Raw genomic sequence first — 16,820 nt, 5'->3', positions numbered from 1 at the left:
GTATAACAGACAACGGAGTGCGCCATGCCTTTACCCGACTTTCATTCCTCTGAACCCTTCACCCTTGGCATCGAACTGGAACTGCAGGTGGTTAATCCGCCGGGCTACGATCTGAGTCAGGACTCCTCCGCGCTTATTGCCGCCGTCAAAGACGACATCAAAGGCGGGGAAGTGAAGCACGATATCACCGAAAGCATGCTCGAAATCGCCACCGGCGTGTGCCAGAACATCGACCAGGCAGCGGCGCAGTTTTCCGCGATGCAGCAGAGCATTCTGCGGGCCGCGGCGGAGCAGCATATCCAGATTTGCGGCGGCGGTACGCATCCGTTTCAGAAGTGGCAGCGTCAGGAGGTGTGCGAGGATGAGCGCTATAACGCCACGCTTGAGCGCTTCGGCTATCTGATTTTGCAGGCGACGGTGTTTGGCCAGCACGTGCACGTCGGCTGTCGCACCGGGGATGACGCCATCTACCTGCTGCACGGGCTGTCGCGCTTTGTGCCGCACTTTATCGCCCTGGCGGCCACCTCGCCCTATATGCAGGGCACCGACACGAAGTTCTCGTCATCAAGGCTCAACATCTTCTCCGGGTTCCCGGATAACGGCCTGATGCCGTGGGTCAACAGCTGGCAGGAGTTCGAAGGACTGTTCCGTCGCCTGAGCCACACCAGCATGATTGACAGCATTAAAGACTTGCACTGGGACATTCGTCCGAGCCCCCATTTCGGCACCGTGGAGGTGCGGGTGATGGATACCCCGCTCACCCTCGCCCATGCCATTAATATCGCCGGGCTGATCCAGGCCACCTCCCACTGGCTGCTGACCACACGGCCTTATAAGCATCAGGAGCGGGATTTTCTGCTCTATCGCTTTAACCGTTTTCAGGCCTGCCGCTACGGACTGGAGGGGATCCTGACGGACGTCCACACCGGGGAGCAAAAAACCATTGCGGAGGATCTCGCCTGGCTGCTGGAGCGTGTCGCGCCGTCGGCGGAAAAGCTGGGCGCCAGCAGCGCGATCCAGGAAATTGCCCTGCGGTTAAAGCAGGGCAAGAGCGAGGCAGACCTGATGCGGGACTTTATCGCAGACGGCGGCTCACTTATCTCTCTGGTGCAGAAGCACTGCGATCTGTGGGCGACGAGTCCGTAAGGCGGTGCCCCCACTCGCGCAGGCGCTGGAACAGCACAAACAGCGCCGGGATAAAGACAATCCCCACCAGGGTAGCCACCAGCATACCGCTGAACACCGTAGTGCCGATGATGCGGCGGCTCTGGGCGCCCGCCCCGGTCGCCAGCATCATCGGTAACACGCCGATAATGAACGACACGGCGGTCATCATTACCGCCCGGAAACGGCGCGAAGCCCCTTCCCGGGCGGCATCGACAATCGCCATCCCCTCATTGCGCCGCGCGCGGGCAAACTCGACGATCAGGATCGCGTTTTTGGCGGCGAGGGCGATCAGCAACACCAGGCCAATCTGCACGTAGACGTCGTTGGCGTACCCGGCAACCCACAGCCACACCAGCGCCCCGCCGATGGCGAACAGCACCGAGAGCATGACGCTGGCCGGGAGCGTCCAGCTCTCATACTGGGCGACGAGGAACAGCCACGCCATCACCACCGCCGCCAGCACAATCCAGATCGCCTGATTCCCGGTCTGCTGCTCCTGATATGACATCCCGCTCCAGGCGTAGTCATACCCGGCGGGCAGGTGCTCCGCCAGCAGCTGCCCCATCGCCGCCATCGCCGTACTGCTGCTGACCCCGGCTGCCGCCGAGCCGCTCACGGAGACGGACGGGAACTGGTTGTACTGCTGCAGGAACGGCGCGCCGACGGTTGGCGTGATGGTGACCAGGTTGCTCAGGCGCACCCGCTCACCGTTATTGCTGCGCACGAACAGCTCGCCGATCTGCTCTGCACGCTCGCGCCACTGCATCTCGTTTTGCATCACCACGTGGTAGACGCGGTTGTTGACGCTGAAATCCCCGGCGCGGGTGCCGCCAAAGGCGGTCTGCAGGCTGCTGAAGATGCGCGACACCGGCACGTCGAGACGCGCGGCCCGCTCGCGATCGACGGTGAGGGTCAGCTGCGGCACGTTACTGCTCCAGGTGGTGAACACCCGGTTCAGCTGCGGATGCTGGTTGGCTTTCGTCAGCACTTCGCGCGTCACGCGCTCCAGATCCTCCGGGCTTTGCCCCGCCTGGGCCTGAATGCGCAGGTCGAAGCCGGAGGCGTTGCCGAGCCCCGGCAGCGTCGGCGGCGCGAAGGTCATAATGGTGGCTTCCGGCAGGGCCAGCAGCTGGCGCTGCAACGTACCCATCACCTCATCCAGCGCGGGGCGCTCGCTCCAGTCCTTCAGCATCACGGAGATAAAGCCGCCGTTGGAGGCGCTGGTGCCGTTGAGAATGTTAAATCCGGAGACCTGAATCACGTCCTCCACCGCCGGATTTTTAGCGATCAGCTCCCGGGCGGTTTTCATCACCGCTTCGGTGCGCTCCAGCGAGGCCGCTTCCGGCAGCTGGACGCTGGCGAAGAAGTAGCCCTGATCCTCCTGGGGCAGGAAGCCTTTTGGCATCGACATAAAGCTGAAGACCACTACCGCGGCCGCCCCTGCGGTCGCCAACAGCGCCAGCCACGGGCGCAGGTTAAACAGGCTGACGATGCGGGAGTACCCGTTGCGGGTGGCATCCAGCCCGCGGTTGAAGCCGCGATAAATTGCCGCCGGGTGCGCAGGACGCGGGCGCAGCAGCATGGCGCACAGGGCAGGCGTCAGGGTCAGCGCCACCAGGCTTGAGAGGGTAACCGCCGTCGAGAGCGTCACCGCGAACTGGCGGTACAGCTCGCCGACGATCCCCGGCAGCAGCGCCACCGGCACAAATACCGCCAGCAGCACCAGGGTAGTGGCGATCACCGGTCCGGCAATCTGGCGCAGCGCCTGAGCGGTGGCCGCCGTGCGGCTCTGCCCCTCCGCCATCAGGGTTTCGACGCTCTCCACCACCACGATGGCGTCATCCACCACCATGGTCAGGGCCAGAATGATGGCAAACAGGCTCAGGGTGTTGGCGGAATACCCCAGGGTATAGAGCACCGCAAAGGTGCCCACCAGCGACACCGGAATGGCGAGGGCGACGATCAGCGTGGCGCGCCAGCTCTGCAGGAACAGGGAGACCACCACCACGACCGCCAGTAGGGTCAGCGCCAGCGAGACGCCAATCTCCTTGATGGTCGCCGCAACAAAGGTGGTGGTGTCAAACTTCACCTCATACGTCAGATCGTCCGGGAAGCGCGTCGAAAGCCGCTCCAGCTCGGCGCGAACCGCGTCGGCCACCTGCAGGGCGTTGGCGGACGGCGTCGGGTAGATCCCCAGATACGCAGAGTCATGACCGTTAAGCTGAGCGCCGGAGCTATAGCTGCGCGAACCGAGTTCGATGGTGGCGACATCCTTCAGGCGCACCAGCTGGCCCATCTCGCCCGCGCGAATGATGATCCCGGCAAAGTCGTCGGCCTGATTTAAGCGTCCCAGCCCGTTGATGGTCAGGGTCTGCTGCTGGCCGTTAAACACCGGTGGCGTCCCCACCTGCCCCGCCGCCCCCTGTACGTTCTGCTCGCGCAGGGCCTGGGACACGTCGTCGGTGGTGACGTTCAGGGCGTTCATGCGGTCCGGTCGCAGCCAGATGCGCATGCTGTAGTCTCGCGCGCCGAACATCTGTACCTGCCCGACGCCCGGTAAACGGGCCAGCGCCTCGCGCACCTGGGTGCTGGCGTAGTTGCTGACGAACAGCGGCGTGTGGCTGTTGTTGGGTGAGTAAAGACTTACCCCCATCATCAGGTTGGTGGCACGCTTGCGCACCTGCACGCCGTTTTGCTGGGCCTCGGTGGGCAGTTGCGCCACGGCCTGGGCCACGCGGTTCTGCACGTCGATGGCGGCGAGATCCGGATCGGTGCCCGCGGCAAAAGTGATGTTCAGGCTGTAGCTGCCTTCGTCAGAGCTGGTGGACTCCATGTACAGCATGTGATCCACGCCGTTGAGCTGGGTCTCCAGCGGCGTGGCGATGGCCTCCGCCACGTCGGCCGAGCTGGCGCCGGGCCATGAGGCTGACACATTCACCACCGGGGGGGTGATCTGCGGATACTGCTCCACGGGAATGATCTTCAGGGCGATAGCCCCCAGCAGGGCAATAACCAGCGCAATGACCATCGCGAAGCGCGGGCGTTTGATGAAAAACGTCAGCATGATGGCTCCTTAATTCAGTATCTGGACGGTAGCGCCCGACGACACGCGCTGCGCGCCGTCAGCGATGGCTCGCTCCCCGGCCTGCACGCCGGAGGCAATCTGGAACTGCTGGCCGATCTGCCCGGCGATGTTCAACGTGCGTTTTTCGGCTTTGCCGTCGGCGTTAACCACCCAGGCGAAGAACCCCTCGCCGTTTTGCTGGACCGCTGCGGCGGGCAGGGTCAGCACCGGCTGAACGCTTGCCGGGCGCAGGAACACATTCACGTTACCGCCGGGCAGCAGCTGATGGCGCGGGTTGGCGAACTCGGCACGCAGCATCACGCTGGCGGTGCGGGGGTCGATACGGTTATCCACCGAGGTGAGTTCGCCACTTATGCGCTGGCCGTTGCTGTCGATCAGCGCCTGCCAGGCCTGCTTCATGGCGTGGATATCCGCATGCTGCCCGGCTTTGGTGGCAAACGCCCCCTCTTCCAGCGCGAAGGCGATGCGGATCGGGTCGAGCTGCACCACGTCCGCCAGCACACCGCTGGCAGGATTCACCAGACTACCCACGTGGAACGGGCTGTGCCCCACGCGGCCGTCGATGGGGGAGATGATGCGGGTGTAGGTCAGGGTCAGGTTGCGGGCCTCGAGCCGGGCTCGCGCCTGCTCCAGCGCGGCGCTGGCCACGTCGCGCTGCATGCGGGCGTTGTCCACGTCATGACGGCTGATGGCGTTGTTGTTGCCCAGGCTCTCGAAGCGGGAGAGCTGCTGCTGCGCCTGACGCAGCGTGGCTTCGGCGCTTTTCACCTCGGCCTGGGCCAGGCGCACGGCGGCACGCGGTTCGGCATCGTCCAGCTCAAACAGCACGTCGCCTTTTTTCACATACTGCCCGTCGCGAAAGTGGGTCCGGGTGATGACGCCTTCCGTGCGGGCCCGCAGTTCGACGGTGTGAATGGCTTCGATGCGGCCCGGGATTTGACGCTCCGCGGCGTGGGCGGTTTGCTCCACGGTGGCGACGCGCACGGGAATGGCGGCGGCGAAGGCGGAATTAAGGGTGCAGACGAGGAGCGCGCTGGCCAGGGCGGCGCGCAGGAAAGTCAGTTTCATAGAGAATGCCTCGGTGTTTGTCCCCTCACCCCGGCCCTCTCCCCATAGGGGCGAGGGAGAACACCGACTATTCCCTCTCCCCTGTGGGGAGAGGGTTAGGGTGAGGGGTAAGGTTTTAAGGTTTTGTCATGCAGCCTTGCGGAACCTGCGGGTCAGTCGCTTCTCAATTTCGACGATGAAGAACATCGCGCCCGCCATCCCCAGGGTCACACCCCAGTAGCGCAGCGGCAGGGCTTCAGTGCCGAACAGCATCTGCATAAACGGCAGGTAGATAATCGCCAGCTGCAGCAGAAGCAGCACGCCCGTCACCAGCCAGATCCCTTTGTTCGCCAGCAGGCCGCGGTTCAGGGAGAAGCCTTCGGTGTTGCGGCAGTTAATCATGTAGACCCACTGGGCGCAGACCAGCATCTGCAGCAGCACGGTGCGGATGAACTCGGCGCTGTGGCCGCGCGGAGCCAGCCAGGCCTCAAGCGCAAAGGCGGCGACGGCGATCAGGGTGCCGACGAAGGCCACGCGCCAGACGGCATACGCGTCCATCACGTGCTGCCCGGTCTGACGCGGCGGGCGCTTCATGATGTTGCGCTCGGCGGCTTCAAAAGCCAGACCGAAGGAGAGCGTGGCGGAGGTCGCCATGTTCATCCACAGAATCAGCACCGGCGTCAGGGGAATAATGTTCCCCGCCAGCAGGGCAATCACAATCAGCAGACCCTGCGCGAGGTTGGTCGGCATGATAAACAGAATGGTCTTCTTCAGGTTGTCGTAGACGCGACGCCCCTCTTTCACCGCGCTGGCGATGGTGGCGAAGTTGTCGTCCGTCAGCACCATGTCGGCGGCCTCTTTGGTCACTTCGGTGCCCTTGATGCCCATCGCGATCCCAACGTCCGCCTGGCGCAGCGCCGGCGCGTCGTTCACACCGTCACCGGTCATGCCGACGATCTCGCCTTTCTCCTGCAGGGCTTTCACCAGACGCAGCTTATGCTCGGGGCTGGTGCGGGCGAAAATGTCATACTCCACCGCCGCTTTTGCCAGCTCGGCATCGTCCATGTGCTCCAGCTGATAGCCGGTCACCGCCTGGGCGCTGTTGCTGATCCCCAGCATCTGGCCAATGCTCATCGCCGTCTGCGGGTGATCCCCGGTGATCATCTTCACGCGGATCCCCGCCTGCTGGCAGGCGTGAATGGCGTCAATGGCCTCCGGACGCGGCGGATCCATCATCCCGGCGATGCCGAGGAAGATCAGGCCGTGGCTGAGGTCGTCGTGGGTTAACGTCTGCTCACCGTTTGCCGGTTTGAACGCGGCGGCTACCATTCGCAGCCCCTGACGGGCATAGCGCTCCATCTCGGCTTCCCAATAGCTGCGGTTAAAGGCTTCGGCACCGCTGCGGGTCTGCTGCTGCGCGCAGAGGGCGAAAATCACGTCCGGCGCGCCGGTAATCAAAATCTGCTCCTCGCTACCAATCTGGTAGTGGGTGCTCATGTACTTGTACTGGGAGTCAAACGGGATCTTGTTGATGAGCGTGGTCATGACCGGCGCGAGCTTAGCCTTGGCCGCCAGCACCTTCAGCGCCCCTTCGGTTGGCCCACCGGTGATGCCCCACAGGCCGCGCTCGTCCTGAATCATCTGACTGTCGTTACAGAGGTCGACGGTGCGCAGGTACTGCTCCAGCACGGTACCCGGCTGGATCTGCACCGGCTCGTCGCTGCCCTCCAGACAGATGTTGCCTTCCGGGGCGTAGCTGTCGCCCTCCACGCGGTAGCAGCTGTCGGCGGTGATGATCGCCTTAACGGTCATCTCGTTCATGGTCAGGGTGCCGGTTTTGTCCGAGCACACCACGGTCATCGCCCCCAGGGTTTCAACGGTGGGCAGTTTACGGATGATGGCGCGCTTGCGGGCCATCGCCTGCACGCCCAGGGAGAGAATAATGGAGATAATGGCAGGCAGACCTTCCGGCACCGCCGCCACCGCCAGGCTGATCAACGACAGCAGCAGCTCGCCGAGCGGCATGTCGCGCAGCAACAGGCTGAAGACGAACAGCGCGGCCATCATCGCCATGATCAGCCCGAAAATGGCCTTGCCGAGCTTGTCCATCTGCACCAGCAGCGGCGTGCGGTGTTTTTCGATCCCGGCCATCATCTGGTTAATGTGGCCCAGTTCGGTCTCCTGACCGGTGGCAATCACCACCCCGACGCCGCCGCCTGCGCTCACCGTCGTGCCGGAGAAGACCAGATTGGTGCGATCGCCGAGCGGTAATTCGCCGTTCAGCGGCTGGGTGTGTTTATCCACGACCGTCGATTCGCCCGTCAGGATCGCTTCTTCAACGCGTAAATTATGCGCCTCAATTAAACGCATATCCGCCGGAATACGATCTCCGGCACGCAGGACAATAATATCCCCGGGGACTATTTCAGTTGTGGGTATTGTTTCATGGTTTCCGTCACGAATAACCCGCGCCTCGCTGGCGAGCATATTACGGATACTCTTCAGGGATTTTTCGGCGTTACTTTCCTGAATATGACCAATTAACGCATTAATGACCGCCACACCCAGAATAACCAGGGTATCGACCCAGTGGCCCATAATTGCCGTTAACGCCGCGGCGGCCAGCAGGACATAAATTAAGACGTCATTAAAATGGGCCAGAAAACGCAGCCACGCCGGTCGGGATTTTTTCTCCGGCAGGGCATTATGGCCATGCTGCTGCAGGCGCGCCTGCGCCTCAGCACGGCTCAGACCCGCGGCGGTACTCTGCTGCGCGGCAAGCGTCTGGTCATGGGTCTGCTGGTACGCCAGGTTCGGCGTGGTGCCCGGCGCGGGCGGCGTCTGGGTGTGGTGCATTTTGGTCATATATCAGCTCCTTCAGTTTGCGGTGAGCAAAAGCCTGAATTCCATTTCTGCTTTTATAAATCAATCGACAATAATGGGTTGTCACGGAAATTAATTTAACGCACTATTATTGCTATCGACGGCATTAAACAGATAACGTTTCATTTCAATACAGCGATTTTTACAAATTATTTCTAAACCTAAACTAAACGGAGGTCAGCATGTTTGGAATTTATCGCGGGCGTCGACTGGCGTTATATATAATCGCAGCAGTTGTTATTGCGACGTTAATTGGATACAGCACCTATACCTTTGTAAAACTATTAGCCGGAGGGTGACAGTAATTTACATTAGCGGAGATTAATTGAATTAATTCTTTTCTGGCAGGGATAATTCAGCGGATTAGCGGAGGATTATTTATCATCCTCCTCTCTGACGGTTGATATTGCTTTACGAAGCCCTATCCGTGACAATGTTATTTTTAACTGACGATTAACATTATTATGAAACACCCGTTAGAATCGCTGTTAACGGCTGGCGGCATCTTACTGATGGCCTTTCTCTCCGTTCTGCTGCTGCCAGCACCCTCCCTGGGGCTGGTGCTGGCGCAAAAGCTGATGGGCACCTTCCATCTGATGGATCTCAACCAGCTTTACACCATCCTCTTCTGCCTGTGGTTTTTAGTCCTCGGCGCCATCGAATTCTTTGTTCTGCGTTTCATCTGGCGCCGCTGGTTTTCACGGGCGGCGTAAGCCGGTTAAATCGCGCATGCCGTGGATCAGGGCTTCACACCAGGCCGCGTAGTCGTGGCCGCTGGACCACGGATGGAAGCTGACGCGGTAGCCTTTCTGCCGCAAAACCTGTTCAAAATCCTGGGTCGTGCGATAGATCCCTCCCCCCGGCCCGGTGGTTTCGAACTTCCCGGCCTGTAGCCAGAAGCGCACCGGATACTGCGGTGACTGCTGGTACTGACGCGTCAGCCAGCCTGGCGCTTCCCCTTTCGGGGCCCACCAGTAGGAGCCGGACAGGCTCAGCACATTCCCAAAGAGACGCGGATAGCGCAGCGCCACCCATGAAGAGGCGATCCCGCCATAGCTTGACCCCGCCAGCACGGTTTTCTGCCGCTGCATGGCGACCCCCTGCCCGCGCAACCACGGCAGTAGTTCGTGCGCCATAAAGTCGGCAAAATCCGCATTCGGCGGCAACTCTTTACTGCGTCGGGCGTGATCGAGACTGTCGACAAACACCAGGTTGACCGGCGGGAGATGGTGGCGGGCAATCAGGCCATCCAGCACGTTGGCGAAATGGTACTCGTCCTGATAGATCTGGCCGTCAAAGAGGATTAACGTCCAGCGTGCAGGCTGCGGCCCACGCGGTTTGTAGATCATTACTTCCCGGGAATTACCCAGAATAGTGCTGGTCAGCGTCTGGCGGCTCAGCGAGCCCTGCGTCAGCGGCCTGGAGGTGGCCTGAACGGAGCAGTAGCGCGCCGGGCTGAGATCGAGCAGGGAGTAGCGGTTCCAGCGATCGGTTTTCTGTTCACCAAAGGTGTTCGGGTTTAGCGGATCGGCCTGGGCGCTGACGAGGATCGCCCGTCGCTGTTCGCGGGGGGAGCCGTCAATTGTCGGCACATCCGGGGCAAGCTTGTACTGCATCACCGTGTCGGCGGGCACGACGTAGCTGCGGAACCAGACGTCACTGTTACCGAGGCGGAACAGCGGATCGTGATCGCCCGCCGGAGAACCGAGAATAAAGACGTTGCCGCGCGCGCCGCGCCACAGGAAGGTGACGCGCTTGTGGCGCGCGTCGACCGGCTCCACCATCGGCGTTCCCTGCCGAATTTGCGCCTGCCAGAACGCATCGGTACTTCCCCCGGCAGCAACCGTTTTAGCCAGCGCCTGCAGCGTCGGGCTTTCAGGCATCAGCATTTGTACGCGCGGTAAGGCAGAAGTCTCTTTCATCCGCCACTGAAAACGCCAGGGCTTGCCGGCTTCGCCATGCAGCACCAGAGAGCTGTTCTGCTTCACCGGCAGGGCAAACAGCAGGGTGTGTTCCCCGTCGGCAGGGCCATTTTCAACCAGGGTGCGGATACGGCGGTTCTGGCCGTCCAGCAGGCGGGCATCGGTTACGCCGTTCAGCGTGGCCGAAACATAGTTTTCATCCAACTCTGGCAGGCTAAAACAGACTTCACCGCTGGCATCAAACTTTCCCTGAACCTCCCCTTGCAGGGACGAGGGTTCGCACGTCGCCGCCACGGCGGGCAGTGCCCCGATCCCTAATAACAAACCACTCCATGCCCTCTTCATTACCGCGTGTCCCCCCCAAAATTTGTTAACAACGCTAATGCAAATGGTAATAGTTTGCAATATCATTTGGGCGAATTGATCGGTGTTTATATGGCGATAGCAACCAAGGATGTTAAATAAAAATGTTTAAAAATAATAAGATAATGCAGGCATGGCTCCTGAGTCTGGCCACGGTTAGCGTGGCGGCTCAGGCAGAAAACGGAGAAGAAACCATTACGGTGACGCAAGGAACGAGTGAAGAACCTACCGCCCCGGTGAAGGGCATCGTGGCCACCAAAACCCTTTCCGCCACCAAGACCAGCGCGGAGATCGTGAGGACGCCGCAGTCGGTCTCGGTGATCACTCGCGATCAGATGAACATGCAGGATGTGACCTCCGTATCCCAGGCGCTGCGCTACTCGGCGGGGGTGTTTACCGAATACCGCGGATCGTCAAACCGTAACGATGAAGTGTTTGTGCGTGGCTTTAGCTATGTGCCGAAATTCCTCGACGGGTTAAGTTTCGGCGCCACCGCCTCGTCACAGACGGGAACGGTTGACCCCTGGTTGCTGGAGCGTGTGGAGCTGGTGCGCGGCCCGGCCTCGGTCCTGTTTGGCCAGGTCAATCCGGGCGGGTTGATCAGCATGACCAGCAAGCGCCCGACCTCTGAATCCATTCACAACGTTCAGTTCCGCACCGGCAATAACGACCTCGCGGAAGGCGCGTTTGATTTCGGCGGCAAGCTCAGCGATGACGGCCGGGTGCTCTATCGCGTTAACGGCATCGCCCGCACCCAGCATAATCAGGTGGAGGATTATAAAGAGACGCGCATGGCGATTGCCCCGGCGATCACCTGGTATCCCAACAATCAAACCCGCTTTACGCTGTTGACCAGCTACCAGAAAGATCCCGATGCGGGATACCGCAACTTCCTGCCCGCGTACGGCACGGTAAAGAGCGTCGACGGCAAATACATTCCGCGCGACTTTAACGTCAGCGATCCGGATTACGATCAATCCTGGCGTGAGCAGACGATGATCGGCTACGAGCTGGAGCATCAGTTCGCCGATAACCTCACCTTCCGCCAGAACACGCGTTACGCCACCATCAAACAGAAGTATCGTTATCTGGTCTACGCCACCAGCGCCGCCAACAGCTCGGTACTGACCCGCCGCGCCCAGCATGAAGAACGTACCACGGATGAATTTGGTCTGGATAATCAGCTGGAGTATCTGGCGAACACCGGTGCTGTCAGCCACACCCTGCTCGGCGGTTTTGACTACAAAACCAGCAAAGATAAACAGCTGCTGGAACGCGGGAGCGGTTCACAGTACGACCTCGACTGGCAAAATCCGGTTTACGGCGTGAATGTGGATGAAAGCAGCTTCCGGACCGCCAGCGACGAGCAGCAAAATCTCGATCAGATGGGGCTGTATCTGCAGGATCAGATGAGCTGGCATAACTGGGAGTGGCTGCTCTCCGGGCGTTACGACTGGAGCGAAGTGCGCACCAACGACTTCACCGATAGCAGCTTCACCCAGCAGAACGACAGTAAATTTACCTGGCGTACCGGCCTGCTGTACGCCTTCGACGTTGGTCTGTCGCCGTACATCAGCTACAGCACCTCGTTTGAACCGAACCTGCAAACCAACCGGGCACCGGGCGTAGGGCCCTTTAAACCCACCACCGGCGAGCAGACCGAAATCGGCCTGAAGTATCAGCCGATCGATACCACCCTGATGACCCTGGCGCTGTACGATTTAACCCAGGATAACGTGGCGACCTACAACAGCGCCGAAGGCTGGTTCGAAAACGCGGGCAAAGTGCGTTCGAAAGGCGTTGAGGCGGAGATCCACTCCACGCTGCTGGACAGCATCAACCTGATTGGCTCTTACACTTACACGGATGCGAAAACCGAGAGCACAACGGTGGCGGGAACGGAAGGCAAAACGCCTGCGCGCATCCCGGCGCATATGGCCTCCGCGTTCGCCAGCTACACCCTGCCCGGCGGCGCGCTGAAGAGCCTGACCGCAGGTGTGGGCATGCGCTATATCGGCACCAGCTACGGCGATGCGAAGAACACCTTCAAAGTGCCGTCGGTGGATCTGTATGACGCCATGCTGAGCTACGATCTGGGCGAGATGAACAGCAGCCTGAAAGGGGCCAGCGTGCAGTTCAACGTCAACAACCTGGCGGATACGAAGTACGTTGCCTCCTGCGCAAGCGATACGGCGTGCTTTTACGGCATTGGCCGCACGGTGACGGCGACGGTGAATTACCGCTGGTAATGTGCCTGGCAAAAAATGCCGGGTGGCGGCTACGCCTTACCCGGCCTACGTTTCCACTTCCAGGCCCGGTAAGCGTAGCGCCACCGGGCAAACTAAATCCGGGTTCGATGCGTTCAATGCGCCCGGCTGTGATTATCCTTGCGATACGCCCCGGGCGGCTGGTTGAAGGTGCGGGTGAAGACGCGGGTAAAAGTCTGCTGGGAGTCAAAGCCGTAGCGCAGGCAGATGTCGTACACCTTTTCATCCGACTCACGCAGATCCCGCGCCGCCAGCCTCAGCTTCCGCTCCCGAATATAACGCCCCAGGCTTTCCCCTTTGTACTGCATAAACAGCCGCTGCAGGTGCCATTTGGAGTAGCCCGCATGCCGGGCAATATCCTCAATGCGCAACGGCTGATGAAGATTGTCGTCAATCCAGTCGACGATAGTGTCGATAACCTGAGCGGAAATAGTCATGCTGCTCTCCCCCTCTGCTCTTCGATTTAACATTATTCCCACCACGCACGAAATTGTTGCGAGGCATCATCCACCCTCACCGGCTCCCCGAGCTCAGGGGTCAGCAGGCGATAGTTTTTATCCTTGCTGGCCTGCGTAAGCTGGATCAGCGGGTCGTTCCAGGTGTGTTTTGCCAGCACAAAGCGCCCTGAGTGGCCCGGAACCACCGCACTGGCATTCAGATCCGCAGCCGCCTGCGCCGTTTCGGCAGGGTGCATGTGGATGTACTTCCAGTCCTGGTCGTACTGGCCGTTCTCCATGATCGCCAGATCGACTTTGCCGAACTGCTCGCCGATGGCGCTAAAGTGCGGGCCGTAACCAGAGTCACCGCTGTAGAACACCTTTTTCTGCGGGGTGACGAACATAAAGCTGCCCCACAGGGTCTGGTTGCGCTTCAGCCCGCGCCCGGAGAAGTGACGCGCCGGCAGGACGTGAACGGTCAGGTCATCGCTGATGTGCACCGATTGATCCCAGTCCCGCTCCTCAATGATTGACGGATCCATGCCCCAGTAGCGCAGATGCGATCCTACTCCCAGCGGCGTGACCACCCGCTTCACTTTCGGTATCAACGCTTTGATGGTGGCGTAGTCGAGGTGATCGTAGTGATCGTGCGAAATGATCAGCAGATCGATCTCAGGCATCTCTTCAGCACGCCACGGGTACTCCCCGGCAAAGGCTTTGTTAAGGAAGGAGAACGGCGCGGCGTAGTTGCTGAACACCGGGTCGATCAGAATGCGTTTACCCGCCAGCTGCAGATACCACGAGGAGTGGCCGAGCCAGACCAGGGTCTCCTGATCCAGCGGCAGCTGCGCCAGATCGGTTTTCACCAGCGGCAGCGGCGCTGCAGGGCGCGCGTTCTCGCGCTTCGTCACCAGAAAATCCCACCACGCCGCCAGCATGTTCTTGTTGCCGGTAAATCCGGGGGTCGGCAGGGTGTTATGGAACTGGCCGTCGCGATACTGCGGCGAGGCGGTAAACTCACTCAGTTGCTCGCCCTGCGGCGGCTGGCCGAATCCGGCATTCAGTACGAACGGCAAGGTTGCCGCGGATGCAATAATCATCACTACCACCAGGCTAACAATAAAACGCTTTTTCATATCCCGACCCGAATTCGCGCCCCATCCGATGGCCTGCGCGGGCAAAACTTGATTATGAGTGAGTAAGCACTCATTATAGAAGTGATGCGAAAGTCGTCAAGACGTTTTAAGATCTTTGACATTCCGCGTTGCAGCCCCACAAAGGGCATGATTCAATCGGGGTTTTTGCACGTTACCTGGAGGAAATGTAGTGGCTCGTCCGAAAAGTGAAGATAAAAAACTGGCGTTGCTGGACGCGGCAACCAGCGCCTTTGCCCAGTCGGGCATTGCGGCTTCTACCGCGTTAATCGCCCGCAGCGCAGGGGTGGCTGAAGGCACCCTGTTTCGCTATTTCGCTACCAAAGACGATCTGCTTAACGCCCTCTATCTGCACCTGAAACAGGATCTGTGCCAGACCATGCTGGCGAATATGGACAGGGCCCTCACCCAGCCGAAAGAGCATACCCGCAATATCTGGAACAGCTACGTTGACTGGGGTATTCGCAACCCGGTGGCCCACGGCGCGATCCGCCAGCTTGGGGTGAGCGAGAAGATCAACGCTGAAACCGAACAGGCGGTGCACGAGATGTTCCCGGAGCTGCACGAGCTGTGTCGTCGCTCGATTCGCACGGTGTTTATGTCGGAAGAATTCCGTCTGTTTGGCGACGCCCTGTTTTTATCCCTGGCGGAGACCACCATGGCCTTCGCCACCCGCGAACCGGCTCGCGCCGCCGAATTTAAGGCGCTGGGTTTTGAAGCCATGTGGCGCGCGCTGGCCGAAGAGGATTCAGATGGACAGTAAGACGCTCGCGGCCTGCGCAAAGCAGGCGGCGCTGGATCTGCCCTTTACCGAGCACTGCTGGCCGTTTGGCCCGGAGTACGACGTGTTTAAAGTGGGCGGGAAAATTTTTATGCTGATGGGCGTGGCGCACGGGCGTCTGCACGTCAGCCTGAAGTCCGATCCGCAAAAATCGCTGCTTAACCAGCAGATCTACCGGGGGATCGAGCCCGGATATCACCTGAATAAAAAGCACTGGATCTCGGTGTATGGGGTGGACGATATCACCCCGGAACTGGTGACCGATCTGGTGAATGATTCATGGCATCTGGTGGTGGATAAGCTGCCGAAAAAAGATCAGAAACGGCTGCGTCCGGGCGTTTAAAGGCCCGGAATGCCCTTATCTTTGCCCCTTTCCTCTTGTACCCTTTTCCCTTTTGAACTGAACCCCAGGAGTCGTAATGGATATCATCTCTGTTGCCTTAAAGCGTCACTCAACAAAGGCCTTTGACCCGAGCAAAAAACTGACTGCCGACCAGGCGGAACAGATTAAAACCCTGCTGCAGTACAGCCCGTCCAGCACCAACTCGCAGCCGTGGCACTTTATCGTCGCCAGCACCGAGGAAGGTAAAGCCCGCGTGGCGAAATCCGCGGCCGGTGGCTTTGTGTTCAACGAGCGCAAAATGCTGGATGCTTCTCACGTGGTGGTGTTCTGCGCCAAAACCGCGATGGACGACGCCTGGCTGACGCGCGTGGTGGATCAGGAAGAGGCCGATGGCCGCTTCGCCACCCCGGAAGCGAAAGCCGCTAACCACAAGGGCCGCACCTTCTTCGCCGATCTGCACCGTGTCGAGCTGAAAGATGACCACCAGTGGATGGCAAAACAGGTTTACCTGAACGTCGGCAACTTCCTGCTGGGCGTCGGCGCGATGGGCCTGGACGCGGTGCCGATTGAAGGCTTCGACGCCGCTATCCTCGACGAGGAGTTCGGCCTGAAAGAGAAAGGCTTCACCAGCCTGGTGGTGGTGCCGGTGGGGCATCACAGCGTGGAAGATTTCAACGCCACGCTGCCGAAATCACGTCTGCCGCTGAGCACGGTTGTGACTGAGTGCTAAAAGCAAATGGGCCGCTCTCAGCGGCCCATTACGTTTTAGTGATGACTAACCGGCGATGCGGATGCACGTCACGATCGTATCCCCAGGCGAACGCTATCCAGCGAGCCTCCAGCTCAGCGTAAGAGCTGACTGGCGTTAAGGCCCACTCTTCCCCAACCGTTCCGTCTGCCACACTGATCTGATAATTCATGGTAAACGCCCAGTCGATCATCCGCAGCCAAAACCGCTGGCCGTCACCGGTTTGCTCGCTATCTGAAACAACAATGTCGTACTCGCTTAACAGCCACTGGAAAAAGAGTTGCGGAAAGCCGCTAACGACGCGCTGGTGTACGGTACGCGGGGTACGCCAGACCATGACCTGTGTCGCCGCCCCGTGAGGAAAAGTAATCTCTTTATGAAACTGCAGCTTAACAGCATAGGCCGTGTAGGGCTTGCCTTCGTCCGTGGTCACAATCCGGTATTCATCGCTTGAAAGGGATTTTAAGAGGCGATAACCCACAGGCAAGACAAATCCCGGCAGATGAAAGTCCGCCGTACCGCGCGCAAGAAAGGCTTCGGTATGTTCTACGTTTCGGGAGACAAGACCTAACTTCTGGCTGAAATCAGCATTATCAATCATCAGCGGTGACATGGGTTGTTTC

General features: G+C 59.9%; 13 protein-coding genes. 6 read left to right on the top strand and 7 right to left on the bottom strand.

What is annotated here, in order from left to right; translation table 11 throughout:
* Window positions 1-24 precede the first annotated feature (24 nt).
* Window positions 25-1,146: a YbdK family carboxylate-amine ligase gene (locus tag K5I40_RS13255; RefSeq protein ID WP_223074713.1), complete on the top strand. Its 1,122-nt coding sequence runs from the start codon at window positions 25-27 to the stop codon at window positions 1,144-1,146.
* Here the strand turns inward: K5I40_RS13255 and K5I40_RS13250 are convergent.
* From K5I40_RS13250 to K5I40_RS13240, 3 genes are all read right to left on the bottom strand, one after another.
* Window positions 1,097-4,231, bottom strand: coding sequence for an efflux RND transporter permease subunit (locus K5I40_RS13250; protein WP_223074712.1), 3,135 nt, complete (start codon window positions 4,229-4,231; stop codon window positions 1,097-1,099). The two genes, K5I40_RS13255 and K5I40_RS13250, sit on opposite strands and share 50 nt — an antisense overlap.
* 9 nt (window positions 4,232-4,240) lie before the next feature.
* On the bottom strand, window positions 4,241-5,320 hold the full coding sequence (locus K5I40_RS13245) for an efflux RND transporter periplasmic adaptor subunit (protein WP_223074711.1): 1,080 nt from the start codon (window positions 5,318-5,320) through the stop codon (window positions 4,241-4,243).
* Between the two features lie 126 nt (window positions 5,321-5,446).
* Window positions 5,447-8,155, bottom strand: coding sequence for a cation-transporting P-type ATPase (locus K5I40_RS13240; protein WP_156126913.1), 2,709 nt, complete (start codon window positions 8,153-8,155; stop codon window positions 5,447-5,449).
* 491 nt (window positions 8,156-8,646) lie between these two features.
* Here K5I40_RS13240 and K5I40_RS13235 point away from each other — a divergent pair, with 491 nt between their 5' ends.
* The gene (locus tag K5I40_RS13235) at window positions 8,647-8,895 is read left to right on the top strand and encodes a DUF1158 domain-containing protein (RefSeq protein WP_039031581.1); all 249 of its coding nucleotides are present in this window, start codon (window positions 8,647-8,649) and stop codon (window positions 8,893-8,895) included.
* Here the strand turns inward: K5I40_RS13235 and K5I40_RS13230 are convergent.
* Window positions 8,881-10,449, bottom strand: coding sequence for an alpha/beta hydrolase-fold protein (locus K5I40_RS13230; protein ID WP_223074710.1), 1,569 nt, complete (start codon window positions 10,447-10,449; stop codon window positions 8,881-8,883). The genes K5I40_RS13235 and K5I40_RS13230 overlap by 15 nt on opposite strands.
* A gap of 122 nt (window positions 10,450-10,571) precedes the next feature.
* On the opposite strand from K5I40_RS13230, the gene K5I40_RS13225 reads away from it, so the two are divergent.
* On the top strand, window positions 10,572-12,716 hold the full coding sequence (locus tag K5I40_RS13225) for a TonB-dependent siderophore receptor (RefSeq protein WP_223074709.1): 2,145 nt from the start codon (window positions 10,572-10,574) through the stop codon (window positions 12,714-12,716).
* Between the two features lie 113 nt (window positions 12,717-12,829).
* Here K5I40_RS13225 and K5I40_RS13220 read toward each other — a convergent pair whose 3' ends face one another.
* Together K5I40_RS13220 and K5I40_RS13215 are read right to left on the bottom strand one after the other, a co-directional pair.
* Window positions 12,830-13,171 (bottom strand): RamA family antibiotic efflux transcriptional regulator, encoded by a 342-nt coding sequence (locus K5I40_RS13220; protein WP_039031578.1) that lies wholly within the window; start codon window positions 13,169-13,171, stop codon window positions 12,830-12,832.
* Window positions 13,172-13,203: 32 nt separating this feature from the next.
* Complete coding sequence (locus K5I40_RS13215) at window positions 13,204-14,307, bottom strand: MBL fold metallo-hydrolase (RefSeq protein ID WP_223074708.1); 1,104 nt, start codon at window positions 14,305-14,307, stop codon at window positions 13,204-13,206.
* 190 nt (window positions 14,308-14,497) lie between these two features.
* Here K5I40_RS13215 and K5I40_RS13210 point away from each other — a divergent pair, with 190 nt between their 5' ends.
* From K5I40_RS13210 to nfsB, 3 genes are all read left to right on the top strand, one after another.
* Window positions 14,498-15,088 (top strand): TetR/AcrR family transcriptional regulator, encoded by a 591-nt coding sequence (locus K5I40_RS13210; RefSeq protein ID WP_039031576.1) that lies wholly within the window; start codon window positions 14,498-14,500, stop codon window positions 15,086-15,088.
* Window positions 15,078-15,449: an MmcQ/YjbR family DNA-binding protein gene (locus tag K5I40_RS13205; RefSeq protein WP_138369670.1), complete on the top strand. Its 372-nt coding sequence runs from the start codon at window positions 15,078-15,080 to the stop codon at window positions 15,447-15,449. Before K5I40_RS13210 ends, K5I40_RS13205 begins: the two co-directional genes overlap by 11 nt.
* A 76-nt stretch (window positions 15,450-15,525) precedes the next feature.
* Window positions 15,526-16,179, top strand: coding sequence for an oxygen-insensitive NAD(P)H nitroreductase (nfsB, locus tag K5I40_RS13200; protein ID WP_039031574.1), 654 nt, complete (start codon window positions 15,526-15,528; stop codon window positions 16,177-16,179).
* A 28-nt stretch (window positions 16,180-16,207) separates the two neighbouring features.
* On the opposite strand, the gene K5I40_RS13195 is transcribed toward nfsB, so the two are convergent.
* Entirely contained in the window at window positions 16,208-16,810 is a 603-nt protein-coding gene (locus tag K5I40_RS13195; RefSeq protein ID WP_039031573.1) for a hypothetical protein, read from the bottom strand.
* Between the last annotated feature and the right edge of the window lie 10 nt (window positions 16,811-16,820).

This window comes from Leclercia sp. LTM14, from assembly GCF_023736175.1.
GTDB classification, from domain to species: domain Bacteria; phylum Pseudomonadota; class Gammaproteobacteria; order Enterobacterales; family Enterobacteriaceae; genus Enterobacter; species Enterobacter barmai.
Note: the sequence above shows the minus strand (reverse complement) of the source record. Positions and strands in the feature narration are given on the sequence as shown.